The sequence below is a fragment of the Streptomyces sp. NPDC050534 genome, assembly GCF_044457745.1.
Lineage (GTDB): Bacteria > Actinomycetota > Actinomycetes > Streptomycetales > Streptomycetaceae > Streptomyces.
Window position 1 is genome coordinate 343,930 of the sequence record NZ_JBITHF010000010.1, and the last position, 23,527, is coordinate 367,456.

Genomic DNA, 23,527 nt, shown 5'->3' on the forward strand with positions numbered 1-23,527 from the left:
ATCACTGCTCCTTTCATCAGTGAGGTGACCCCGTCGCCGGTCAGCTGCACTCTCCCATTGTTCGGAGGGTCGATGAATTCCACCCGACGCCCGTAACGCTCGATCCAGTCGAGAGACATGCGAGCACGTTCGCTCGGAGAGCCGGCGGCGGACTCATCGGTGAATTGCTGTCCAGCCCGCACAATGCCTCCCACGCATCTGACAACGCAGGTCGCTCTCGCGGAATCAACGTTCTCCACCGCATAGATCTGCAGTTTCCCGCGTGTTGCATCATCCATGTGCGTACGCCTCTCTCACGAACTGCTTTTTGCCGTGTCCACCGGGAGTTCAACGCCGGCCCTGCGGCCCAGTTCGATCCGGCGGACCAGCGCCACCACCTTCAGCGCCCGCTCCCCGGCCATCAAGGTGGAGGCGACCTCGGAGGCACCGGCGGTCAGGATCGACAGCGCCAGGCCGGCGATCTCGAACTCGGCGATCTCCGCCAGCATCACCCCGTTCTCGGACAGCAACTCGTGCGCCTTGTCCGCGAAGTCGTCCAGCGCCTTCGCGCCCTCGCGCAGCGAGTGGGCCATCTCGGTGGCCTGCTTACGGGCCGCCTTGGAGCGCTTGGTGAAGGCCTTGGCGGCCTTGCCCTCCCACTCCACCCCGCCCAGCGCCCGCTCCGCAGCGCCCGCCGCGTCGCCCAGGCCGGTGGCCAGGTGCCGCCACTTCTTCGCGATCTCCCGCACCCCGTCCGGGTCCACCGCCGGATCCGAGATGCCCAAAAACTCCAGCCCGCTGGCGATCGAGTCGCCGAACATGTGGTTGAACTTGTTGACGTAGTGCAAAGGGTTGAGATCGACCATGACGCCGCCGCTCATGGGGAGTAAAGATCGCGGACCAGCGGCAGAAGCTGCGTCGAGTACTTCGCCGGCCGCGTGAAACATTTCCCCGGTCCCACCGCGTCAATGAAGTGAGAGCGGTTGGTGGGCGGGGCCGGGCAGGGGGAGCGATGTGGCAGGTGCGGGCTGATGAGTATGCGGAGTTCGCTGCTGTGCGGGCCGGGCATCTGTATCGGTCTGCCTGTCTGCTGACCGCCGGGGACACGCATCTGGCCGAGGATCTCGTGCAGGAGACGCTCGGGCGGCTGTACGTCAGTTGGCGGCGGGTGGCGCGGGTGGAGAATCCGGCGGGATACGCGCAGACCGTTCTCTTGCGTACGTTCCTCACTCATCAGCGGCGCCGCAGCAGCACCGAGCGGGCCATGGAGGTACTGCCCGATCGGCCCGACGACGGCGCCGGTCGCGACATGCCGTTGCGGCTGACCCTGTTGGAGGCACTCGCTCGGCTTCCCGCCAAGGACCGGGCCGTGGTCGTCCTGCGGTACTGGGAGGACCGCTCCGTCGAGGAGACCGCGCAGGTCATGAACGTCAGCTCAGCCGCCGTGCGTACGCGCTGTGTTCGTGCTCTCGGGCGGTTGCGGGAGCTGCTCGGTGAGGATCTCAGCGAGTACGCCCGGCCGTAGGGCGCTCAGCGTCCGTCCCGTCCATCCGTTCAACCCTCAACCCCAACCCTCGCGAAACGGTGATCCGTCATGCCCTTGGAACAGCACAGCGATCCCTTCGAGGAGCAGCTCTCCGCCGGAATGCGGCACGCCGCCGGCGCGTTCGAGACCGATCGGGCCGCCCTCGTCACCGCCGGTGCGGCGCGCGGACGGCGGCGACTGCTGCTGCGGCGCCGGGCCGCCGTCGCGGGCGGGGCCGCGGGGCTCGCGCTCGTCGGTGTGGGCGGGGCGCTGCTGCTGCCCGGTGCCGGGTCCCGGACCGACAGGACATCGGTTGCCGCCGACAGCCGGCACCCCTCCGCCTCACCGTCGGCCGCCCCCTCCCCCGTCTCCGGCGACTCGCTGATCCGTACGCTCGAAAAGCTGCTCCCCTCCGGCAAGTTCAGCGGCGCCGAGGCCAGGGGCACGGACGAGGACGCACCGTACGTGCATCTCGTCTTCGACGACGGCAAGGGCGCGGCGGCCGTGGGAGTCGGCCTCGGGCGCGTGCAGCCGGGCAGCGACCAGGCCCGGCAGGTCACCGAGTGCCCGGGCAAGGCCTACGCGCACTACGACACCTGCGGCACCGGCAGGCTCCCGGACGGCTCCGTCGTCATGGTGCTTCAGGGCTACGAGTATCCGGACCGCCGCGTGGACACCAAGTGGTGGAACGCCGAACTCGTCTCACCGCAGGGCCACCACGTGAGCGTCAGCGAGTGGAACGCCGCGGCGGAGAAGGACGCGCCCATCACCCGCAGCCAACCTCCCCTTACTCCGGCCCAGTTGAAGCACATCGCCTCCGCCGCCGCCTGGCGCGACGCCATCGACGCGATGCCCGAGGACAAGAAGAAGCCGACCGCGGAGCCGAGCGCGACCGAGAGCACCGCGTTCGCGCCCGTGGCCCCCACCCTCAAGTCCCTACTCCCGAAGGGCCTCACCGTCTCCGAGAGCAGCGGCGAAGACAGCGGGTTCGGATACGTCGTCGCCGACGACGGCAAGGGCAGGAGCCTTGTCCAGGTCAACGTCCAGGCCGGCATGGCGGACGTCGCGGGTGATCTCTTCGGGTCCGGCGCCGAGACGCTGCCCGACGGGACGCGGGTCGCCGTGCACCAGGGGCCCGGCGAGAAGGGCGGCGCGGGCGTCGTGATGTGGACCGTCGACACCTTGCGGACCGACGGCACGCGGGTCGTCGTCAGCGCCTTCAACTCGGGTGCACAGGACACCGCCGCGACGCGCAAGACCCCGGCCCTCACCATTGCACAGCTGCGGCAGATCGCCCTCAGCCCCAAGTGGTTCCTCCAGAACAGGAGTGCCTGACCTGGCCCGGCGGAACGCATCCGCACGTGCCCAGTTCGAACCACACCGTCTTGCCCGGACCCTCCCGATGACAACCCCAGAGGCTCGCAAGCTCGTTCACGAGGAACAGGCCGCGGCCGCTCTCGGCGGAGCCCGAGTGGAGCACCTGCGGAGTGCGTCCACCGGAGTCGTGGACCTCGGGGCAGGCCAGCGAACTGAGGGTCAGGGTCCGGGAGTGGGACCCGGAGAGATCAAGCATGGTTTCAGAATGCCTCCCCGGCGGGTGCCGGGCACGGGGAGGACTACCTGTCTCCCTACCTGTGTACGGGCAAGCGGTTACCCGTACTGCAGCCGTACGGTCGCCCCCGCGACGTCATCGCGTACGTCGACGTAGGCGCACACCTGGCGGGTGAACCACAGTCCCTGGTCGGGTTCCAGTTCGGCGCCGGTGGGCGGGACGAAGCCCGCCAGCGGGTCGTCGACGCGGCGCGCCGTGCGCAGTTCGCAGACGCAGGCGGGCGCCTCGCCCCACATCAGGGTGCGGGAGACGGGACCGAGGGCGGCGGCCGCGGCGAGCACGGCATCGGTGAACAACTCCGCGTCCGCAGGGGGCAGTCCATGGGCGGATGCCCTGCTGCGTAGGGCATCACCGGTCGGCGGCGCGAGCGTCTCCGCGTCGACCGGGGGCAGTGGCAGAGGCAAGGAGTCCAGCTCGGCCGTCAGCCGGACCGGGTCCTCGTAGGAGCCGGTGCCCGGATGGGCGCGGCGGGCCGCGGCGACGACGGCCTCGCCGGCGACACGAGTGTCGTAGGCGCACAGGGCCGTCGTCGCCATCGGTGCGAAGAGGAGGTTGGCCAGGGCCTCGTAGCGGATCCACTCGGTGGTCTCGCGGACGGAGCGTCCCGCGCGGCCGTTCCAGACGGGCTCCATCAGGAGGTGGATCCGGCCGCTGGGGGCGGCGTGCGAGGCGAGGTAACCCGCGCTCTGCGCGACGGCGTTGGCGGCCGAGCCCGAGTACCACTCGGTGTTCGGGACGAGGACGACGCCCTTCGCGTCGCCGTCCAGGGCCTCCCGCAGGAGCGCGAGCTTGTCGGGGGCGGCGACGGCGACGGGCGGGGCCTCGTCGTCCGCACCGAGTCCTTCGTGGAGGAACGGCACGGCGGCGGCCACGAACTCGTCGTCCGCGCCGTACACGGTCATGCGATGGTCGAACGGACCGTGATGGACGGTGGTCATGGTTCTCCTCTCAGTGGGTGTGTGGTGTCCGGGAGGGGAGCCTGGACGCGGCTCAGCGCTGGGCGGTGACCCAGGCGGCGATCTGGCTGCGGTTGCTGAATCCGAGCTTGCTGAGAATGCGTTCCACATGGCCTTCGGCGGTGCGTCGGGCGATGACGAGGCGGTCGGCGATCTGCTGGTTGGCGAGCCCCTGCGCGACGAGTCCGGCCACCTCCGCCTCGCGGCGAGTGAGCGGGATGTCCTGGGGCGCGCATGGGCCGCGCCGGCCGTTCACCTTCCGTACGGTTCCGGGCGGTTGAGACTGCTCGCCCTCCGTGGCGTGGGCGACGAGCTCCTCGAGCCCGAGGGCACCTCCTTTCTCGTACGACCGCTCGAAGGCGGCCTGTCCCAGGGCGCCGCGTGCCTGCTCCTCGCTGCCGCGGCGAAGGCAGTTGAGGTCGGCCGAGCCCCAGCGGTCCCGGTCGATGTCGGCCCAGGTGCGGTCGGCGCCGCCGAGCAGGGCGGCCGCGTGCTCGTGCGCGCCCTCGCGGGTCGCGATGTGCGCCAGCAGGTCGAGGGTGAGGGCGTCGCGCGGACCAGGCCGGCACCCGTGGCGGACGTGGCAGACGCGCACCTCGGTCACCCTCCCAGGCCGAGCGCGTCGGCGACGGCGAGCGGGACGAACTCGGGGTCGTCGAGGCCGGTCAGGTGCACGAAGTGCACGCCGTCCGGGAACGCTCGCTCGACACGGGCCGCGACGCGTGCGGCGAGGCGTGTCTTGCCTACGCCGCCGGGTCCGGTCAGCGTCACCAGGCGCGCCCTGGCGAGCAGTTCGCGGCCTTCGGTCTGTTCGGCGCGCCGGTCGACGAAGCTGGTCGTCTCGACCGGCGGTCGACGGTGCCGTCGCGGCGCTGATCCGCCCATGATCAGCCCGTCCTCTTGGGGTGGGGGGCGAGGATCCGGACGGCCGGACCCTCCTGCGCGAACCTTCACTCTGCTGGGTTTTCGGCATATATGCACGCGCCGGTCACACCCGCGGGTGCATGTATGCCTCAGGCCCGTGCAGGGGTTACGGGCGCGCGTACACTGCGCGGCCGAATGTCGAGTGAAGGAATCGCGCCCTGGTGTGAGGGGGCGTTGAGCGGGGGGACGGTCCCGGGAGCGGGGGGTTAGTCGACGTCCTTGGCGTCCGCGGCCTCGGTGTCGTCCTCGGCGTCCCCGGCCTCGGTGTCGTCCTTGGCGTCCCCGGCCTTGAGGTCCTCGGCCGTGGCGTCCGCGGCCTGCGGGTCCTCGTCCTCGGACTCCCCCTCCTCGGCACCCTCTTCGAAGTACGCGTCGAGGACCGCGTCCAGCTGGGACTCCCACTCTTCGAAGCGGGCCCGGGCGGTCGCCTCGATCTCGATCGGGTACCAGCGGCTGTCGGGGGTGTGCACCGTGATCGTGAACCGCTTGCCGAAGCGCGGGGATTCGGTCTCCACGGCGCCGATCTCGTCCCAGCGGAACTCGCACGCCTGGTCGTCCAGGGTGAGCCGTACGCCGCTGTGGTCGGCGACGATCTTCGCGCGGCGGTCGGCGGCCTCGAAGACGGGGCCCTCGGGGCTCTCCTCGTCCCCGTCCCCGTCCCCGTCCTCACCCGAGGCCGGCTCCCGCGCCCCGGCCTCGGCTCCGGTCTCCCCGGACACGTCGCCGGCGTCCGCGTCCTCAGCCGCGGTCTCGGCCTCGGGGCGTTCCGCCTCGGCCTCCTCCGGCTCCTCGGACACGGGTGGGGTGAGCCCGGGAATGAAGGCCGGGTCGAACCCGGCACCCGTCACGGGCTCCCCCTTCAGGGGCTGGCTGCTCGATCCTATGCGCTGCTCCACAGCGGGCAGTATGGTCGAAGATCCTGTGCCGGACACAGCCGCCCCCAACTTCGTTATCAGACGCCTACACGCGCGCCCGGACGAACCCGCCTAGACGAACAGGCTGACCACCGCGGCCACCGCGAACCCGGCCACCGACAGCACCGACTCCAGCACCGTCCACGTCTTCAGCGTGTCCCGTTCGCTGATGCCGAAGTACTTCGCCACCATCCAGAAGCCGCCGTCGTTGACGTGCGAGGCGAAGATGGAGCCCGCGGAGATGGCCATGATGACCAGGGCTACGAAGGCCTGGGAGTGGTGACCCTCGGCGAGCAGGGGGGCGACGATACCGGCCGTGGTGACGATGGCGACCGTGGCCGAGCCCTGGGCGACCCGCAGGACGAGGGAGATCAGGTAGGCGAGGACGAGCACCGGCAGGCCCACGTCGTGGAAGGTGTCCGAGAGGGCCTGTGCGACTCCGCTCGCCTTGAGGATCGCGCCGAAGACACCGCCGGCGCCGACCACCAGCAGGATGTTGCCGACCGGCTTGAGCGAGGCGGTGGAGACGGTCTCCAGGGACCTGCGGGACCAGCCCCGGCGGATGCCAAGCAGGTAGTACGCCAGCAGCAGCGCGATCGTCAGGGCGACGAAGGGGTGGCCGAAGAACTCGATCACCGAGCGGCCCGTGGAGGGGTCGAGGGCGATGGAGGAGAAGGTGGCCGCGAGGATCAGGATCAGCGGCGTGCCGATGATGCCGAGGACGACGCCCAGCGACACGGGCTCCTCGCGCGGCTGCACGCCCTGCTCCCGCTGCTCGTCGACGACGGCGGCCTTGGCCTCCTCGGCGGCCTCCAGCATGTCCTGCGGCACGGGCACGAAGATGCGGCGGCCGATCCACGCGGAGAACACCCAGGCGGCCAGCACCGCGGGGATGCCGCAGACGACGCCCATCAGGATGATCCAGCCGAGCTGCACGTGGAGCAGTCCGGCGGCGGCCACCGGTCCCGGATGCGGCGGCAGGAAGGCGTGGGTCATCGACAGGCCCGCGAGCAGCGGCAGGCAGTACAGCAGGATCGACTTGCCGGAGCGCTTGGCGGCGGCGTAGACGATCGGCGCGAGCACGAAGATGCCGACGTCGAAGAAGACCGGTATGCCGAAGATCAGGCCGGTGAGACCCATGGCGAGCGGGGCCCGGCGTTCGCCGAAGAGGTTCAGCAGGCGGGAGGCCAGCACCTCGGCGCCGCCGCTGACTTCGAGGATCGCGCCGAGCATGGTGCCCAGGCCGATGATGATCGCGACATGGCCGAGGATGCCGCCCATGCCGGTCTCGATGGTCGAGACGGCGTCCGAGCGCTGGACCGTGCCGAAGAGTTCGGTGACCGACAGTCCGGCCATCAGGCCGACGGCTATGGAGACGGCGAGCAGGGCGACGAACGGCTGGAGTCTGACCTTGATGATCAGGAAGAGGAGGAGCGCGATGCCGATGGCGGCGACCGTGAGCAGACCGGCCGTGCCGTCGATCAGCAGGAGCAGGCCGCCTGTGTGGGGTGGGGCGGCGGGTGCGTCCGCGGCGAGCGGGAGGGACATGTGGGTGGTCCTCTGCGTAAGGGCATGGTGCTTTCGGGCAGGGGGGATCGCGGCACGGCACCCCGGGGGTGAGGGGCGCCGCGCCGTGAGGACGTACGAGGTGCGGAGTTCGAGGCGGCGTCAGCCGAGTACGGCCAGCGCGTCGATCTCGATGAGGAGCCCCGCGGGCAGACCGACGTAGACCGTCGTGCGCGCGGCGGGCGGCTGGGTGAGGCCCTGCTCCTCGAAGTAGGTGTTGTAGAGGGCGTTCATCTCGGCGAAGTGGTCCACGACCGTCAGGTAGACGCGGATCATCATCACGTCGTCCCAGCTCGCGCCGCCCTCCTCCAGGATCGCCTTGACGTTGGCGAGGGTCTGGAGGGTCTGCTCGCGCAGAGCGGGGCCGGCGGGCGTGGGGGGCTTGCCCTCCTCGGCGGGCAGGAAGCCGACCTGGCCGGCGACCTGGAGGATGTTGCCCTTCCTGACGCCGTGGGAGAACTTCGCGGGCGGGGTGGTGTGCGTCCTGGGGGTGAGCGCGATCTTCTCGGTCATGCCGTGCCCTTCATGTACTTCGTGCGGTTCATATGGTGTCCTTCACAGGCGTCCTGCCGGAGTACTCGCCGCTGATCGCGTCCGCCGTGCGGCGCACCAGGGGGAGCAGGGTGAGGAGTTCGTCGGCGGTGACGACGACGTTCGGCGCGGAGACCGACATCGCGGCGACGACCCGGCCGTCGGCGCCGCGGATGGGCGCGCCGACGCAGTTGATGGACTCTTCGTGGCCGCCGAGGTCGGTGGCCCAGCCCTGGTCGCGCACCTTCTCCAACTCCCGCAGGAACGCGGGCGCGTTGGGGGTGGACCGGGCCGTGTACATGGGGTAGTCGAGCTTCTCGGCGAGCACTCGGCGCTCCCCCTCGGGCAGGTCGGCGAGCAGCAGCTTCGCCACCGCCGCGACGGTGATCGCCACCGGTTTGCCGATCCGCGAGTACATCCGGACCGGGTAGCGGCTCTCCACCTTGTCGATGTAGAGGACCTCGGACTCCTCGTACACCGCGAGATGGACGGTGTGCCCGCACTGCTCGTTGAGGCGCATGAGGTGGGGGTGGGCGATCTCGCGGATGTCGAGGTTCTCCATGGCCTCCTGGGCGAGCGCGATGAGGCGCGCGCCGAGGCGGTAGCGCTGGTCGGACTGGCGGTAGACGAGACCGTGCTCGTGCAGCGTCCGGAGCAGGCGCAGGGCCGTGGACTTGTGCACGCCCAGCCGGTCGGCGACCTGGCCGAGGTCGGCGGGCCCCTCGGCGAGCAGCGGCAGGATGCTGAGCGCGCGGTCGACGGTCTGGCTCATGACGTACGTACCTCCTCGTCGCCCCGGTCGGCGGCCTTCGTCCAGCCGGGGCCGAGTCGAAGTGTCCCCCACGCGTCGTCGTCGAGGTCGGCGAGTCGGTCCGCGTGATCGCGGGCGGGGGGCGGGGCCAGGTCTCCGGGGACGGTGAGGGCGGCGGCGGCCATGAGGTGCCCGTGCCGCAGCCGGTCGCGCACGGGGAGCCCGCGCAGGGTGGCGGAGAGGAAACCGGCGGCGAAGGCGTCGCCGGCGCCGATCGTTGCCACGACGTCGACCTCGAGGGCCGGGACGAAGGTGACGGTCTCCTGTGCCGCGCCCGGGCCGGGGGCCGCCGCGGGCGGCGCGGGCGGCACGGGCGGCGGGGGGACCGCGCCGGGCGCCGTGGCCCGGAGTCCGGCCTCATGGCCCGGCGCCTGCGAGGCGTCGCCGTGATCCGGGTCGGGAACCGTCGCGGGCGGCACGGGCGTCCGGGGACCGGTCAGCGCCGTCGCGCCCCGCGCCCCCTGCTTCACCACCAGCACCGCCGGCTCGGGCAAGGCGTCCCGGATCGCCCCCGGTCCGCCGGTGATGCCCCAGGCGTCCTCCGCCTCGTCCTCCCCCACGAAGACGAGGTCGCTCGCCCGCGCCAGGTCCAGCAGCACGCCCGATCCGTCGGCGTCGGCCCACAGCGCCGGCCGGTAGTTCACGTCGAAGGACACCAGCGGCCGCCCGGGCCGGCGCGCGGTCAGCTCGCGCATCAGGCCCAGGCAGTCGGAGGACAACGCCGCCGTGATCCCGGACAGGTGCAGCACCCGCCCCGCCCGCACCGCCTGCAGATCCGTGTTCTCGACGGACATCGCCGACGCGGCGGACCCGGCGCGGTAGTACGCGACCTCGTGGGCGTCCGTCGAGCGGTCGCCGGCCGTGCGGAAGTAGATGCCGGTGGGGCGGTCCGGATCGCGGTGCACGGCGCCGACGTCGACGCCGTGGGCCCCGATCGCCTCGACCAGGTGGTCGCCGAACCCGTCGGCGCCGACCCTGCTCACCCAGCGCGCGGAGTGCCCGGCGGCGGCCAGCGTGCAGGCGACGTTGGACTCGGCCCCGCCGATCCCGCGATCGAAGGAGGGAACGTCGGCGAGGCGCCCGGACGTGGTGGGCAGGAACGTGACCATGGACTCGCCGAGCGTGACGACGTCGACGGGATCGCCGGCGTCGAGGGCGTTGCAGGGTCCGGTCGCGGTCACGATCGTCGTGGCTCCTCGGTGTGATGGCGGGCGGGTGCAGCGAGACGGCTCCGTTGACCCCACGTTGGCCGAGATGTTAGACAGCGGTAAGCGGTATATGCAATGACCGTTGCAATTTGTGCAATACACCTGATCAGGGAGGTCCCATGGGCACCGAAGCCCTCGCCCGCCTCGCCGAGGAACGCGTCGACCACCGCTTCAAGGGCCTCCCGCCGGACGCGGAGGGGCTGACCGTGGGCGAGCTGGCCGCCCAGCGCCGCAACCTCTTCACCGGCGGCTTCGCGACCCCGGTCCTCGCCCTGTCGGCGGAGCGCCTGGAGCACAACCTGGCGCTCATGGAGACGTACGCGACCCGTCACGGCCTCGCCTTCGCCCCGCACGGCAAGACCTCGATGGCGCCGCAGCTGTTCCGGCAGCAGATCGAGCGCGGCGCCTGGGGCATCACCCTCGCCGTCCCCCATCAGGTGCGCGTGGCACGGCGGTTCGGCGTCGAGCGGGTCTTCCTCGCCAACGAGCTCGTCGACGCCGCGGCCCTGAGGTGGATCTCCGCCGAGCTCGACGCGGACCCCGGTTTCCGCTTCGTCTGCTACGTCGACTCCGTGCGCGGCGTGGAACTGATGGACGCGGCGCTGCAGGGCGCCTCGCGCCCGCTGGACGTCGTCGTGGAGCTGGGCGCCGGCGAGGGCGCCCGTACCGGCGTCCGCACGGAGGCGCAGTGCGCTGCCGTCGCGGACGCGGTGGCCGGCACCCGCACGCTGCGGCTGGTGGGCGTGGCGGGCTACGAGGGCGAGGTCCCGCAGGCCGACCCGGAGCGGGTGCACGCGTGGCTGCGGCGGCTGACCGCGCTCGCCGCCGACTTCGACAAGGCGGGACGGTTCGCGGGGCTGGACGAGATCGTCGTCAGCGCGGGCGGCAGCGCCTGGTTCGACGCGGTGGCCGACGTGTTCGCCGAGATCCCCGAACTCTCCGCCCCCGTGCTGAAGTTGCTGCGCTCGGGTGCGTACGTCTCGCACGACGACGGGCACTACCGCGAGGTGACGCCCTTCAACCGGGTCCCCGAGGAAGGCGCCCTGGAGCCCGCGTTCCGGCTGTGGGCGCAGGTGGTCTCGCGGCCCTCGCCCGGGCAGGCCTTCGCCAACGCGGGCAAGCGGGACGCCGCCTACGACCTGGACCTCCCCTTCGCCCAGGTCGTGCACGCGGACGGCGCCGAGCGCCCGGCGGCCGGCATCACGGTGACCGGCCTGTCCGACCAGCACGCCTGGCTGCGGACCGGTGACGGGGCGGACCTGGAGGTCGGAGACTGGGTGGGGATGGGTCTGTCGCATCCGTGCACGTCGTTCGACAAGTGGCAGCTGATCCCGCTGGTCGAGGCGGACGGCACGGTCGTCGACTACATCCGCACGTTCTTCTAGGAGCAGCACCGGGGCAGGACCGGATCAGGATCAGGATCAGGAGGAGTCGTGGAGCAGCTCGTCATCCGGGATGCGGACGTGGTGGACGGCAGCGGTGCGCCGTCCTACCGCGCGGACGTGGTGGTCGACCGCGGCCGGATCGTGTCCATCGTCAAGGAGGCCGCGGCGGCGGGCTGCCAGCGCCCGAAGGCCATGCGGGAGCTGGACGCGGAGGGGCTGGTCCTCTGCCCCGGCTTCATCGACATGCACGCCCACAGCGACCTCGCCGTGCTGCGCGACCCGGACCACAGCGCCAAGGCCGCGCAGGGCGTCACCCTGGAGGTGCTGGGCCAGGACGGTCTGTCGTACGCACCCGTCGACGACCGCACGCTCGCCGAGGTGCGCCGCGCGATCACGGGCTGGAACGGCTACGGCGACGACATCGACTTCGACTGGCGCTCGGTGGGCGAGTACCTGGACCGGCTGGACCGCGGGATCGCCGTCAACGCCGCGTACCTGATCCCCCAGGGCACGGTCCGCATGCTCGCCGTCGGCTGGGACGACCGCGACGCGACACCCCAGGAACTCGACCGTATGCGGCAGTTGGTCGCCGAGGGCCTGGAGCAGGGCGCGATCGGCATGTCGTCCGGACTGACGTACACGCCCGGCATGTACGCCAAGGACGCCGAACTGACGGAGCTGTGCCGGGTGGTGGCGTCGTACGGCGGCTACTACTGCCCGCACCACCGCTCCTACGGCGCCGGGGCACTTGAGGCGTACCAGGAGATGGTCGAGCTGAGCCGGGAGGCGGGCTGCCCGCTCCATCTGGCGCACGCCACCATGAACTTCGGCGTGAACAAGGGCCGGGCGCCGGAGCTGCTGGCCCTGCTGGACGAGGCGCTGACGGCCGGGGCCGACATCACCCTCGACACCTACCCCTACACGCCGGGCTGCACGACGCTCGCGGCGATGCTGCCGAGCTGGGCGAGCGAGGGCGGCCCGGAGGCGATCCTGAAGCGGCTCGCGGACGAGGAGACGGCGGCACGCATCCGGCACGACCTGGAGGTCGTCGGCTCGGACGGCTGCCACGGCGTGCCCATCGAGTGGGACACGATCGAGATCTCGGGCGTGAGCGATCCGGGGCTCGGCGACTTCGTCGGCCGGACCGTCCAGGAGTCGGCGGACCTGCGCGGCGAGTCCCCCTGGGCCACGGCCCACCGCCTGCTGGTCCAGGACCGGCTGGGCCCGACGATCCTGCAGCATGTGGGCCACGAGGAGAACGTGCGGGCGATCATGCGCCACCGCGTCCACACCGGCGGCTCGGACGGCATCCTCCAGGGCGCGAAGCCGCACCCGCGCGCGTACGGCACCTTCCCGCAGTATCTCGGGCACTACGTACGGGAGTTGGGCGTGCTGTCGCTGGAGGAGTGCGTCGCGCACCTCACGTCCCGGCCCGCCGCCCGGCTGCGGCTGCCGGACCGGGGCCTGGTCCGCGAGGGTCACCGGGCCGACCTGGTCCTGTTCGACCCGCGGACGGTGGCGGCCGGGTCGACGTACGAGAATCCGCGGGCGCTGCCGACGGGCATCCCCCACGTCCTCGTCGACGGGCAGTTCGTGATCGAGGACGGGCGGCGTACGGACGTGCTGGCGGGGCGGGCGGTCCGTCGCAGTCCCGTGTGACGGCCCGCCCTTCGGCTCCGCGTGGCTACGGCTTGGGCAGGACGCAGCCGGAGGCGCTCAGGTCGAGCTTGTTGCCGGTGCCGAAGCAGGCGGGGATCTGGTAGGTCTCCTCGGCGTAGTTGATGCCCTTGCGGACGGTCACGTTGCCGTTCTCGTCGACCTCACAGGGGTTGTTCTCGGTGCAGCGCTCGCCGTCCTCGTTGCCGGTGTTGTTGACGGCGACGACCTTGCCGGTGGCGTTGTCGATCACGGGCGAGCCCGAGGTGCCGCCGATGGTCTGGCAGGCGGAGGTGTAGCGGACCGAGTCCTTCCAGGTCCAGTCGCCCTCCTTGAGGCGGTAGACGAAGCCGTCCACGTTGCAGGCGTACGTCCGCTTCCAGTAGCCGGAGACGACCGTGATGGCGGTGCCGGCGGTCGGATGCGTGTTCTGCACGGTGAGCGGGCTGATGCCGTACGAGCTCTTGATCGCCGCGTAGGTGGTGGTCAGGCGGTAGATCGTGACGTCAGTGTCGGTCATGGTCGAGTAGACGACCTGGTTGGCCCGGAGCGTGGCGACCCTGCTGCCGGAGGAGTTCAGCAGCCCGAAGCTGCGGCTGGAGGACTGGCCGGTGATGACCTCGCCTGGCTCCGGGAACCCGGTCTCCAGGCAGTGGCCGTTGGTCATGACGAGCGCCGGGTCGCTGTCCGCGGAGTTGGGGAAGCGGACGACGGAGCCCGAGCAGTTGCTGAGCGAGACGGTGCCGGCGAAGTTGACGGCCCTGACGGCGGGCGCGGCGGCGCCTTCGGTGGGCACCGGGGCCGCGACCGCTGGTGCCGCGCCCGCCCCGGCTATCACCAGGGCGAAGAGCGCGGCGCCGAGAGGCTTCTTCATGTGGGGGTCCTCTCCTGCGACTTGGGCGACCGGAGATCTTCCGGCCGCCCATAGATTTGACATGTGCATTGTGAGGGGAAGGGCATGGCGGGGCAAGGAGTCGTTTCGGACCCGCGGGGGGCGCGGGAAAAAGGGGCCGCGCCGAACGGGCCGAACTGCGCACCGGGAAAGACGGGTTGGGGACCGGGCGGGTTCCGGAGGCGTCAGGGCTTCTTGCCGCCGAGGCGTCAGGCCTTCTTGCCGCCGCCGTGCCCGCGACCGGGACCGACGCCGGAGTTGCCCCGGCCCGGGGTACTGCTCGTCGCGCTGGGGCTCGGCGTCGGCGCGGTGCTCGTGGAGGACGACGTACGCGGCGAGGGCGTGCTGCTCCCGCCCGTCACCGAGTCGGTCGTCGACGCGCTCACCGACGCCGCCCCGGACGGCCCACCGACGCCCGGGGACGCGCCGGCGCTCGCGGACGCCCCGCCGGACGACTTCGCGCCCGTGGCCGCGGAGTCCGGGGCCGTCGGCCCCGTGCGCTTGTCGTCGGACCCGCCTGACGACGACCCCGAGAAGGCGAACCCGGCGATCACGGCCACCAGGGCCACCGCCCCCACCGCCGCGGCGAGGAACGCTGCCCGCGACGAGCGTCGGGCGTCGCGTCCGTGCCGGGAATGCCGGCCCCGGCCGGCCGGAGACGGGTCGTCCCACGGCGCCTCGTCCGGCATCCGGGGCAGCTGGGCCGTCTCGTCGAACGCGTTGTCCTCCCAGCCGTGCGCCGCCGCCGGGTCCGCGTAGCCGTCGTACCCGGGGGGCGGTTCGGGCTGCGGATGGAACACGTTCGGCGGACCCTGGGGGTCACTCTCCGGGAGGTACGCGGCCCGCGCCCCGTACGTCCCCTTCTCGCGCTCGTCCGCTCCTGACATGGGAGGGAATTGTAGAGACGCAGGGGTTTCCTGTGACAGCTACCGGCGATAACAGCACAAACGCCGCGTCTCACGTGGTGGAAAACACGGACCAGGATGCGCAACCGGGCCGTAAGCTCCCAGACATGCAGGTGATCCAGTCGACCAAGCTCGCCAACGTCTGTTACGAGATCCGGGGCCCGGTGCTCGAGGAGGCGATGCGGCTGGAGGCGGCCGGTCACCGCATTCTCAAGCTGAACACCGGCAATCCGGCGGCGTTCGGCTTCGAGTGCCCGCCCGAGATCCTGGAGGACATCCTCCGCAACGTCTCGTCGGCGCACGGCTACGGCGACGCGAAGGGCCTGCTGGCCGCACGCCGGGCGGTCGTCATGCACAACCAGACCCTCGGCATCGAGACGGACGTCGAGCACGTCTTCGTCGGCAACGGCGTCTCCGAGCTGATCGTGATGGCCATGCAGGGCCTGCTCGACGACGGCGACGAGGTCCTCGTACCGTCGCCGGACTACCCGCTGTGGACCGCCGCCGTCTCGCTCTCCGGCGGCACGGCCGTGCACTACCGCTGCGACGAGCAGTCCGACTGGATGCCCGACCTCGCGGACGTCGAGCGCAAGGTCACCGACCGCACCAAGGCCATCGTCGTCATCAACCCCAACAACCCGACGGGCGCCGTCTACGACGAGGCGATGCTCAAGGGGCTCACCGACATCGCCCGCCGCCACAACCTGCTGGTCTGCTCGGACGAGATCTACGACAAGATCCTCTACGACGGCGCCACGCACACCCCGACCGCGAAGGTCGCCCCGGACCTGCTGACCCTCACCTTCAACGGCATGTCGAAGGCGTACCGGGTGGCGGGCTACCGGGTCGGCTGGATGGCGATCTCCGGGCCGCGCGCGCACGCGGACTCCTACATCGAGGGCCTGACGATCCTCGCCAACATGCGCCTGTGCGCCAACATGCCGGGACAGCACGGCGTGGTCGCCGCACTGAGCGGGCGCCAGACGATCAACGACCTGGTGCTGCCGGGCGGGCGCCTGAAGGAGCAGCGGGACGTCGCCTACGAGCTGCTCACCCAGATCCCGGGGGTGAGCTGCGTGAAGCCGAAGGGCGCGCTGTACCTCTTCCCGCGCCTCGACCCCAAGGTCTTCAAGATCAGGGACGACCGGCAGATGGTCCTGGACCTGCTGCGCCGCGAGAAGATCATGGTCGTGCAGGGCACCGGGTTCAACTGGAGCGAGCCCGACCACTTCCGGGTCGTGACCCTGCCGACGGTCGGGGATCTGCGCGATGCGATCACCCGGATCGGGACCTTCCTGGACGGCTACGGCCAGCCGTAGATCTTTTCGCTTCGCTCAACATTAGACGGAATCTAAGCTAAGATGGTTTCCTGGCAGCACAGGAGGCCATCCATGTACGAACCGATCCGCACCAAGTCGGTCCACAGCACGATGGCCGGCACCACCTCCGACTTCCCCCACCGGTCCCGTGAGGAAGAGCTGGACATCCAGCTCGCGGGTCATCTCGCGGCGCTGCTCGCCGTCACGGACGAACTGCGCGGCGCCGCCCCGTCCGCGGACCTGGACGGCGCGGCCGAGCGGCTCACCGCCCAGGTGGCCCGGCTGCGGGGAGGCCACCCGCCGGTCCGTGCGGTCACCGGCCAGGTCGCCGAGGCCGAACCCGCCACCCTGCACCGCCGGGCGCACGCCCTGGCGGGGCGCGCACTCGTCGTCGCGGCCTCCCGCGCCGACACCGCCGCGGCGATCCTCGCCGCCGAGCAGATGGACGTGCACGCGGCGGCCCTGGAGCCCCACGAACTCGCGTCGCACTGAGCCCCACGAGGCTCCCCGAAACGGCCCCGGTCCGCGTGCACCCGCAGAGACGCGCGGACCGGGCGCCATGAACCGGCTCGTTCCGCCCGCTCGCGCGGGGGCGGGCCGCCCCCCGACCGGCGGCGATGTGTACGTTGGCCGGAGATCCGCGTCACGCCGCGTGGCGCCGGCCACGGCTGGGGGAAACGAAGACATGACACGCGTCGCCGTCATCACGGCGCCCAACATCGGGTACCGCAACACCGGCATGCTGACCGTCGACCTGGCCCTCGAGTCCCTGCTGCGGCGCATGGGCCCCGGGATCGACCCGACCTGGTACACGCTGCACGTGCCGGAGACCGTGCCGCTGCGCGCGTCCGCCGAGGGCACGGACTTCCCGTTCCGCTTCCGCTCCCTGCCCGAGCACCTCGGCGAACTCCGCGACCACGACGCGGTCGTCTTCTGGGGCGACTTCCTGCACACACGGCACTACATGGCGCAGGACGCCACGAACCGCCTGCTGGACTTCGGCATCGCCGAGGACCGCGACGCCGCCCGCGCCCTGCTGAACCGGACCCTGCTGCTGGCGGACCAGCCGGACGAGGTCCTCGGCCGGACCCTCAGCTACGGGGGCACGATCCTGCACAACTCCCAGTCCGACTACGAGGACAAGGAGTTCGGCCCGCTCTTCTCCCGCCTGATGACCCGCAGCCACCGCGTCTGGATGCGCGATCCGCTGTCGGCGGCCAAGATCGCGCTCCTGCGCGGCGACCGTACGAACGAGTACTTCGCCTCGGACGCGGCACTGCTCTCCCGCCCGGGCGACCTGGACCACCTCCCGGCGACGCGGTGGTCCGAACAGGTCCCGGACGGCGGCGCGATCGGGGTGTTCCTCGGCGCCCGTACGAAGATCCCCGACTGGCTGCCCGCCTTCTGCGAGGGCCTCTCCGAACGCTTCGGCGCCCCGCTCGAATGGCTGCCTTGGTTCGACCGGGACGTCCCGCCCCAGGTCGCGCACCTCGCGCCCCGCCCGGGCGGCCACACCGTCGGCGACCTGCTGCGGGTCCTCCCGCGCTACCGGCTGGTCATCACCGACACCTACCACCTGTGCGTCAACGCGTGGGGCGCCGGCACCCCGGTGGTGTGCGTGGGCGCTCCCGAGCCGGTGCCGCGGACCCACGACGACTACTGGACGCTGAGCGAGGTGAAGAAGCACGTGTTCCATCTCGCCTACGACGCGGAGGACTTCTACCTGTCCACGCTGCCCGACACCCCCGAGGGCCAGGAGCGCCGGGCCGACCGGATCCTCCGGCTCGTGGAGGGTGGTGGCGCCGAGGCCGTCGCCACGCGGCTGCGCGCACACGCCGACCACTCGGCGTCCGCCTTCACCGGCACGCTCTCCGCACTCCTCGGCAGCCGTTAGGGCACAGGAACGGGCGAGGGCCCGCCGTCGCCTACCCGTCGGGGCGGACGGGAACGCGACAACGGGCCCACAGCTCCGTACGCCGTTGTACGGAGCCTCGCCGGCTGTCACCGCGGCCGGCCGTGACGATCACTGGTCAGGGCACATCCGTGCCGGCCGCGGAGCTTTGTGCGAGGAGCGGGTCTCAGCCCAGGCGCTCCACCAGCGCGCGGTACTGGTCCCACAGCTCCTTCGGGGTGTGGTCGCCGAAGGTGTTGAGGTGCTCGGGGACCAGGGCGGCCTCCTCGCGCCAGACCTCCTTGTCGACCGTGAGCAGGAAGTCCAGGTCGGAGTCGGACAGTTCGAGACCGTTGGTGTCGAGGGCCTCCCTCGTCGGCAGGATGCCGATCGGGCTCTCGACGCCCTCGGCCTTGCCGTCGAGGCGGTCGACGATCCACTTCAGGACACGGCTGTTCTCGCCGAAGCCGGGCCAGACGAACTTGCCCTCGTCGTCCTTGCGGAACCAGTTGACGTAGTAGATCTTCGGGAGTTTCGACTGGTCCTTGCCCTTGGCGACGTCGACCCAGTGACCCATGTAGTCGCCCATGTTGTAGCCGCAGAACGGCAGCATGGCGAAGGGGTCGCGGCGCAGCTCGCCGACCTTGCCCTCGGCGGCGGCGGTCTTCTCCGACGCGACGTTGGCTCCGAGGAAGACACCGTGGTTCCAGTCGAAGGACTCCGTCACCAGCGGGACCGCGGTGGCGCGGCGGCCGCCGAAGAGGATCGCCGAGATCGGCACGCCCTTCGGGTCCTCCCACTCGGGCGCGATGATCGGGCACTGCGCGGCGGGGGTGGTGAAGCGGGCGTTGGGGTGCGCGGCCGGGGTCTCGGAGGCCGGCGTCCAGTCGTTGCCCTTCCAGTCCGTCAGGTGGGCCGGAGTCTCCTCCGTCATGCCCTCCCACCACACGTCGTTGTCGTCGGTGAGCGCGACGTTGGTGAAGACCGAGTTGCCCCACAGCGTCTTCATCGCGTTGGCGTTGGTGTGCTCACCGGTGCCGGGAGCGACGCCGAAGAAGCCGGCCTCGGGGTTGATGGCGTAGAGGCGGCCGTCCTCGCCGAAGCGCATCCAGGCGATGTCGTCGCCGATCGTCTCGACGGTCCAGCCGGAGATCGTGGGCTCCAGCATGGCGAGGTTGGTCTTGCCGCACGCGGACGGGAAGGCCGCGGCCACGTACTTCGAACCGCCCTGCGGCGGGGTCAGCTTGAGGATCAGCATGTGCTCGGCGAGCCAGCCCTCGTCACGGGCCATGACGGAGGCGATGCGCAGGGCGTAGCACTTCTTGCCGAGCAGGGCGTTGCCGCCGTAGCCGGAGCCGTAGGACCAGATCTCGCGGTCCTCGGGGAAGTGCGAGATGTACTTGGTGGAGTTGCACGGCCACGGGACGTCCTGCTCGCCCTCGGCCAGCGGAGCGCCGAGGGTGTGGACGGCCTTGACGAAGAAGCCGTCGGAGCCGAGCTCCTCGAGGACCGGCTGCCCCATGCGCGTCATCGTGCGCATGGACACCGCGACGTAGGCGGAGTCGGTGATCTCGACGCCGATCGCGGAGAGGTCGGAGCCCAGCGGACCCATGCAGAACGGGACGACGTACATCGTCCGGCCCTTCATCGAGCCGCGGAAGACGCCCTTCTCGCCCTGGAAGATCTCCCGCATCTCCGCCGGGGCCTTCCAGTGGTTGGTCGGGCCCGCGTCCTCCTCCTTCTCGGAGCAGATGAAGGTCCGGTCCTCGACGCGCGCGACGTCGGACGGGTCGGAGGCCGCGTAGTACGAGTTGGGGCGCTTGATCGGGTCGAGCTTCTTGAAGGTGCCCTTCGCGACGAGCTCTTCGCACAGACGCTCGTACTCGGCCTCGGATCCGTCACACCAGACCACGTTGTCCGGCTGGGTCAGTTCTGCGATCTCGTTGACCCACGAGATCAGTTCCTTGTGGTTGGTGGGAACGACGGTGGGAGCCGCGTTGTCGCGCGCCACGATTGCTCCTAAATGAGGGATTTGTTGATTTGGGAGGCCCCGTGGGGGCTGCGACCCGGATGCTTCTGTCTGGATCTTCAGCGCTCATCCGGTGCCGACCGCACTCATTTGATCATCCGACGCGAGTGCCCATATGTCCAGAGGGCCTCACAGGTGAGCGGAGTGGGGATCGTCACGTGCCATTCGTGCACGGCGCGTTTATTTGCGTGCACCTAGGGTTCAAGTGACTGTTTCTTTGCGCGGTGCGGGATGGTCAACTCCCGTGAGACGATGGCCACTCTTGACCGGTTCTGGGGCCGCACTCATCTGCAACTTACGGTTCCGTAGGTACGATGCCGGGCATGACAGCGCCTGTCCCCGACGTGCCCTCGGACTCGCCGGCCGCCGGCCGCGCTTCCGACGGGCCCTCACTGCCGCACCAGATCAAGCAGCACGCCCAGCAGTTCGCCGAGCCGATCAAACCCAAGCTGCGCGGCTGGCTGCACCTCGCTATGTTCCCGGCCGCCCTCGTCTCGGGCCTGGTGCTCACCGCCCTCGCGGAGTCACCCCGGGGACGCATCGCCTGCGGCATCTTCGCCCTGACGGCCTGCCTGCTGTTCGGCGTGAGCGCGCTCTACCACCGGGGCAACTGGAGCCCGCGCATGGACGGCATTCTGCGCCGCCTCGATCACGCCAACATCTTCCTGATCATCGCGGGCACCTACACCCCCCTGACCATGCTGCTCCTGCCGGGGGCGAAGGGTCAGTGGCTGCTGTGGGGGATCTGGGGTGCGGCGCTCGCGGGGATCGTCTTCCGCGTCTTCTGGGTCGGCGCCCCGCGCTGGCTCTACACCCCCTGCTACATCGCCATGGGCTGGGCGGCCGTCTTCTTCCTGCCCGACTTCATGCGCGCCGGCGGCATCGCGGTGCTGGTCCTGGTGATCGTCGGCGGCCTCCTCTACAGCGCGGGCGGCGTGATCTACGGCCTCAAGCGGCCGAACCCCTCCCCGCGCTGGTTCGGCTTCCACGAGGTCTTCCACTCGCTCACGCTCGCCGCATTCGTCGTCCACTACGTGGGGATCTCGCTGGTGGCGTACCAGCACGGATAGCCCCCGCGCGGTACCCCGGGGCCACGGCTGGAGAGCCGTGGCCCTTTTTCATGCCGATTTTGCATGCCTATTCTGCATGCCGAAACCGATTGACAGCAACTATATTTTGAGAGCTACTCTCATTTCATGGCTACTGTCACGCACTCGGACGAGACCCGGCGGGACCCCCGCCGCTGGTGGGCCCTCGGCGCCCTGGTCGCGAGCATGCTCACGCTCGGCTTCGACATGACGATCCTCAACGTGGCGCTGCCGACCATGGCCGCCGAACTCGGCGCCACGACCGGCGGGCAGCAGTGGATGGCGGACGCCTACGTCGTCGTCTTCGCCGCGCTGATGCTCCCGGCCGGCCTGCTCGGCGACCGCTTCGGGCGCCGGCGGATGCTGATCGCCGGGCTCGGGCTCTTCCTGGCCGGCTCACTCGTCGGCGCCCTGGCCGGGGACGTGAACTGGGTCGTCGCGGCCCGTGCGTTCATGGGCATCGGCGGCGCCCTGGTCACCCCGCTCGCCCTGTCCGTGCTGCCCTCGCTGTTCGGCGCCGACGAGCGCACCAAGGCCGTCGGCGTCATCTCCGCCGCCTCCGCGCTCGGCCTGCCGCTCGGCCCGATCATCGGCGGCTGGCTGCTGAACCACTTCTGGTGGGGCTCGGTCTTCCTGGTCAACGTCCCGATGGCCGCCATCGGCATCGCCGCCTGCGTCTTCCTGCTCCCCGAGACCAGCGACCCCGCCTCCCCCAAGGTCGACGCCCTGTCCACCGCGCTCACCGCGACCGGCCTCGGCGCCCTCATCTACGCGATCATCGAGGCACCCGACCGCGGCTGGGGCGACGGCCAGGTGCTGGCGGTGTTCGCCGCGGCCGCGCTGCTGCTCACCACGCTGGTGCTGCGCGAGCGGCGGGTGGCGCGCCCCATGCTCGACATGACGCTGCTGGGACAGCGCGGCTTCCTGTTCAACACGCTCGCCGCGACCCTGGTGATGTTCGTGCTGTCGGGCCTGATGTTCGTGCTGCCCCCGTACCTGCAGGCCGTCCTCGGCCATGACGCCCTCGGCACCGGTCTGCGGCTGCTGCCGATGATGGGCGGCCTCATGGTCGCCGCACGGGGCGCGCAGCCGGTGGTCGCCCGGTTCGGGGCGCGTGCCGTGGTGAGCGCCGGGCTGGTGGTGCTGGCCTTCGCCGCGCTGCTCGGCAGCCGTACGACGGCCGACTCCGGCTACGGCTTCGTCGCGCTGTGGCTGTCGATCACCGGCGTCGGCTTCGGCTTCTCCGTGGTGCCCGCGATGGACGGCGCCCTCGGCACCCTGCCCCGCGACCGGGCCGGCAGCGGCTCGGGCCTGCTCATGACGCTGCGCCAGGTCGGTGCCGCGATCGGCATCGCCCTGCTGGGCAGCCTGCTCGCCGGGATCTTCCGCGACCGGCTCGACGTCACGGGACTGCCCGCACGGGCCGCCGACACCGCCGGCGACTCCGTGGTCGCCGCGCACCTGGTCGCCGGCCGGGTGCACTCGTCCCACCTCGCCGCCTCCGCGAACGGCGCGTACGTCCACGGCATGAGCGTCGTCCTGCTGGTGTGCGGCGTCGCCGCCCTGGTCTCGGCGCTGCTGGCGGCGGCGTTCCTGCCGCGGACGGCACCCGCGCGGACCGCACAGGACGCCGGACCCGACATGGTGGCGCCGACGGCGGATGCCCGACAATGAACCCCATGACGGCCGCACGTTCCCCCCTCTCCCCCGCCGACCGCCCCACACTGGGCCTGCGCGAACGAAAGAAGATCAAGACCCGCGAGTCGATCCGTGCGGCGACGTACGCGCTGATCAAGGAGCAGGGGTACGACGCCACGACGATCGAGCAGATCGCCGAGCGGGCCGAGGTGTCGCCGTCGACCGTCTTCCGCTACTTCCCGACCAAGGAGGACATCGTCCTCACGGACGAGTACGACCAGCTGATGGCCGAGGAGTTGCGCGCCCGGCCGGCCGGCGAGTCGTGGATGGAGTCGGTGCGGCACGTGATGCACCTGGCCATCGAGGCGAACGACCGGGAGGACCCCGAGGTGGCCCGCATGCGGGCGCATCTCGCGGTCCAGGTCCCCGCCGTCCGCTCGCGGATGGTCGAGAGCATGTCGTCGACCGGACGCATGCTGCGCGACGCCGTCGCCGAGCGCCACGGCCTTGACCCGGACAGCCTCGAGGTCCGCGTCTACGCGATGTCGTTCATCGGCGGCCTGATGGAGGCCTCCATGTACTGGGCGGAGAACGGCTTCGAGGGCGACCTGAACGGCCTCGTGGACCGCGCCCTGGACGTCCTGGAGCGCGGCCTGCCCACCGAAAACCCCTGAGCCCGCCGCCCCCACCCGTGACAT

At 71.0% G+C, this 23,527-nt stretch carries 22 protein-coding genes; 10 read left to right on the forward strand and 12 right to left on the reverse strand.

The window, feature by feature from the left end:
* Positions 1-293 precede the first annotated feature (293 nt).
* A complete protein-coding gene (locus tag ACIBN2_RS31640) occupies positions 294-860 on the reverse strand; it encodes a WXG100 family type VII secretion target (RefSeq protein WP_399139468.1) in 567 nt (188 codons plus the stop codon).
* A 131-nt stretch (positions 861-991) separates the two neighbouring features.
* On the opposite strand from ACIBN2_RS31640, the gene ACIBN2_RS31645 reads away from it, so the two are divergent.
* Together ACIBN2_RS31645 and ACIBN2_RS31650 are read left to right on the forward strand one after the other, a co-directional pair.
* Positions 992-1,504 carry a SigE family RNA polymerase sigma factor gene (locus ACIBN2_RS31645; protein WP_399139470.1) on the forward strand — a complete coding sequence of 171 codons (513 nt, stop codon included), beginning with the start codon at positions 992-994 and terminating at the stop codon, positions 1,502-1,504.
* A gap of 69 nt (positions 1,505-1,573) precedes the next feature.
* A complete protein-coding gene (locus tag ACIBN2_RS31650) occupies positions 1,574-2,839 on the forward strand; it encodes a hypothetical protein (RefSeq protein WP_399139472.1) in 1,266 nt (421 codons plus the stop codon).
* Between the two features lie 315 nt (positions 2,840-3,154).
* Here ACIBN2_RS31650 and ACIBN2_RS31655 read toward each other — a convergent pair whose 3' ends face one another.
* From ACIBN2_RS31655 to ACIBN2_RS31690, 8 genes are all read right to left on the reverse strand, one after another.
* Positions 3,155-4,054, reverse strand: coding sequence for an anti-sigma factor RsbA family regulatory protein (locus ACIBN2_RS31655; protein WP_399139473.1), 900 nt, complete (start codon positions 4,052-4,054; stop codon positions 3,155-3,157).
* A 52-nt stretch (positions 4,055-4,106) separates the two neighbouring features.
* A complete protein-coding gene (locus ACIBN2_RS31660) occupies positions 4,107-4,676 on the reverse strand; it encodes a LuxR C-terminal-related transcriptional regulator (protein ID WP_399139475.1) in 570 nt (189 codons plus the stop codon).
* Positions 4,673-4,957: a hypothetical protein gene (locus tag ACIBN2_RS31665; protein ID WP_399139477.1), complete on the reverse strand. Its 285-nt coding sequence runs from the start codon at positions 4,955-4,957 to the stop codon at positions 4,673-4,675. Before ACIBN2_RS31665 ends, ACIBN2_RS31660 begins: the two co-directional genes overlap by 4 nt.
* A gap of 245 nt (positions 4,958-5,202) precedes the next feature.
* Positions 5,203-5,892, reverse strand: a complete 690-nt coding sequence (locus ACIBN2_RS31670; RefSeq protein WP_399139479.1) for a hypothetical protein — start codon at positions 5,890-5,892, stop codon at positions 5,203-5,205.
* A 90-nt stretch (positions 5,893-5,982) separates the two neighbouring features.
* Entirely contained in the window at positions 5,983-7,458 is a 1,476-nt protein-coding gene (locus tag ACIBN2_RS31675; protein ID WP_399139481.1) for a GntP family permease, read from the reverse strand.
* Positions 7,459-7,578: 120 nt separating this feature from the next.
* Positions 7,579-7,989, reverse strand: a complete 411-nt coding sequence (locus ACIBN2_RS31680; protein WP_399139483.1) for a RidA family protein — start codon at positions 7,987-7,989, stop codon at positions 7,579-7,581.
* Between the two features lie 28 nt (positions 7,990-8,017).
* Entirely contained in the window at positions 8,018-8,779 is a 762-nt protein-coding gene (locus ACIBN2_RS31685) for an IclR family transcriptional regulator (protein ID WP_399139485.1), read from the reverse strand.
* On the reverse strand, positions 8,776-9,999 hold the full coding sequence (locus ACIBN2_RS31690) for a sugar kinase (protein WP_399139487.1): 1,224 nt from the start codon (positions 9,997-9,999) through the stop codon (positions 8,776-8,778). The genes ACIBN2_RS31685 and ACIBN2_RS31690 overlap by 4 nt, the downstream gene beginning before the upstream one ends.
* A 146-nt stretch (positions 10,000-10,145) precedes the next feature.
* Between ACIBN2_RS31690 and ACIBN2_RS31695 the strand changes: the two genes are divergently transcribed.
* Entirely contained in the window at positions 10,146-11,411 is a 1,266-nt protein-coding gene (locus ACIBN2_RS31695) for an amino acid deaminase (protein ID WP_399139489.1), read from the forward strand.
* 48 nt (positions 11,412-11,459) lie between these two features.
* Positions 11,460-13,070, forward strand: coding sequence for an amidohydrolase family protein (locus ACIBN2_RS31700; protein WP_399139490.1), 1,611 nt, complete (start codon positions 11,460-11,462; stop codon positions 13,068-13,070).
* Between the two features lie 25 nt (positions 13,071-13,095).
* On the opposite strand, the gene ACIBN2_RS31705 is transcribed toward ACIBN2_RS31700, so the two are convergent.
* Both ACIBN2_RS31705 and ACIBN2_RS31710 read right to left on the reverse strand, forming a co-directional pair.
* Entirely contained in the window at positions 13,096-13,941 is an 846-nt protein-coding gene (locus tag ACIBN2_RS31705) for a trypsin-like serine peptidase (RefSeq protein WP_399139492.1), read from the reverse strand.
* Between the two features lie 227 nt (positions 13,942-14,168).
* Positions 14,169-14,846: a hypothetical protein gene (locus tag ACIBN2_RS31710; protein WP_399139494.1), complete on the reverse strand. Its 678-nt coding sequence runs from the start codon at positions 14,844-14,846 to the stop codon at positions 14,169-14,171.
* 125 nt (positions 14,847-14,971) lie between these two features.
* Between ACIBN2_RS31710 and ACIBN2_RS31715 the strand changes: the two genes are divergently transcribed.
* From ACIBN2_RS31715 to ACIBN2_RS31725, 3 genes are all read left to right on the forward strand, one after another.
* A complete protein-coding gene (locus ACIBN2_RS31715; protein WP_399139496.1) occupies positions 14,972-16,183 on the forward strand; it encodes a pyridoxal phosphate-dependent aminotransferase in 1,212 nt (403 codons plus the stop codon).
* Between the two features lie 72 nt (positions 16,184-16,255).
* Positions 16,256-16,675, forward strand: coding sequence for a hypothetical protein (locus ACIBN2_RS31720; RefSeq protein ID WP_399139498.1), 420 nt, complete (start codon positions 16,256-16,258; stop codon positions 16,673-16,675).
* 193 nt (positions 16,676-16,868) lie between these two features.
* Positions 16,869-18,077 carry a polysaccharide pyruvyl transferase family protein gene (locus ACIBN2_RS31725; RefSeq protein ID WP_399139500.1) on the forward strand — a complete coding sequence of 403 codons (1,209 nt, stop codon included), beginning with the start codon at positions 16,869-16,871 and terminating at the stop codon, positions 18,075-18,077.
* 184 nt (positions 18,078-18,261) lie between these two features.
* Here ACIBN2_RS31725 and ACIBN2_RS31730 read toward each other — a convergent pair whose 3' ends face one another.
* On the reverse strand, positions 18,262-20,085 hold the full coding sequence (locus tag ACIBN2_RS31730) for a phosphoenolpyruvate carboxykinase (GTP) (protein ID WP_399139501.1): 1,824 nt from the start codon (positions 20,083-20,085) through the stop codon (positions 18,262-18,264).
* A gap of 341 nt (positions 20,086-20,426) precedes the next feature.
* Between ACIBN2_RS31730 and ACIBN2_RS31735 the strand changes: the two genes are divergently transcribed.
* From ACIBN2_RS31735 to ACIBN2_RS31745, 3 genes are all read left to right on the forward strand, one after another.
* Positions 20,427-21,173 (forward strand): hemolysin III family protein, encoded by a 747-nt coding sequence (locus ACIBN2_RS31735; protein WP_399139503.1) that lies wholly within the window; start codon positions 20,427-20,429, stop codon positions 21,171-21,173.
* 126 nt (positions 21,174-21,299) lie between these two features.
* A complete protein-coding gene (locus ACIBN2_RS31740; protein ID WP_399139505.1) occupies positions 21,300-22,865 on the forward strand; it encodes an MFS transporter in 1,566 nt (521 codons plus the stop codon).
* The gene (locus ACIBN2_RS31745) at positions 22,862-23,503 is read left to right on the forward strand and encodes a TetR/AcrR family transcriptional regulator (protein WP_399139507.1); all 642 of its coding nucleotides are present in this window, start codon (positions 22,862-22,864) and stop codon (positions 23,501-23,503) included. The genes ACIBN2_RS31740 and ACIBN2_RS31745 overlap by 4 nt, the downstream gene beginning before the upstream one ends.
* The last annotated feature ends 24 nt before the right edge of the window (positions 23,504-23,527 follow it).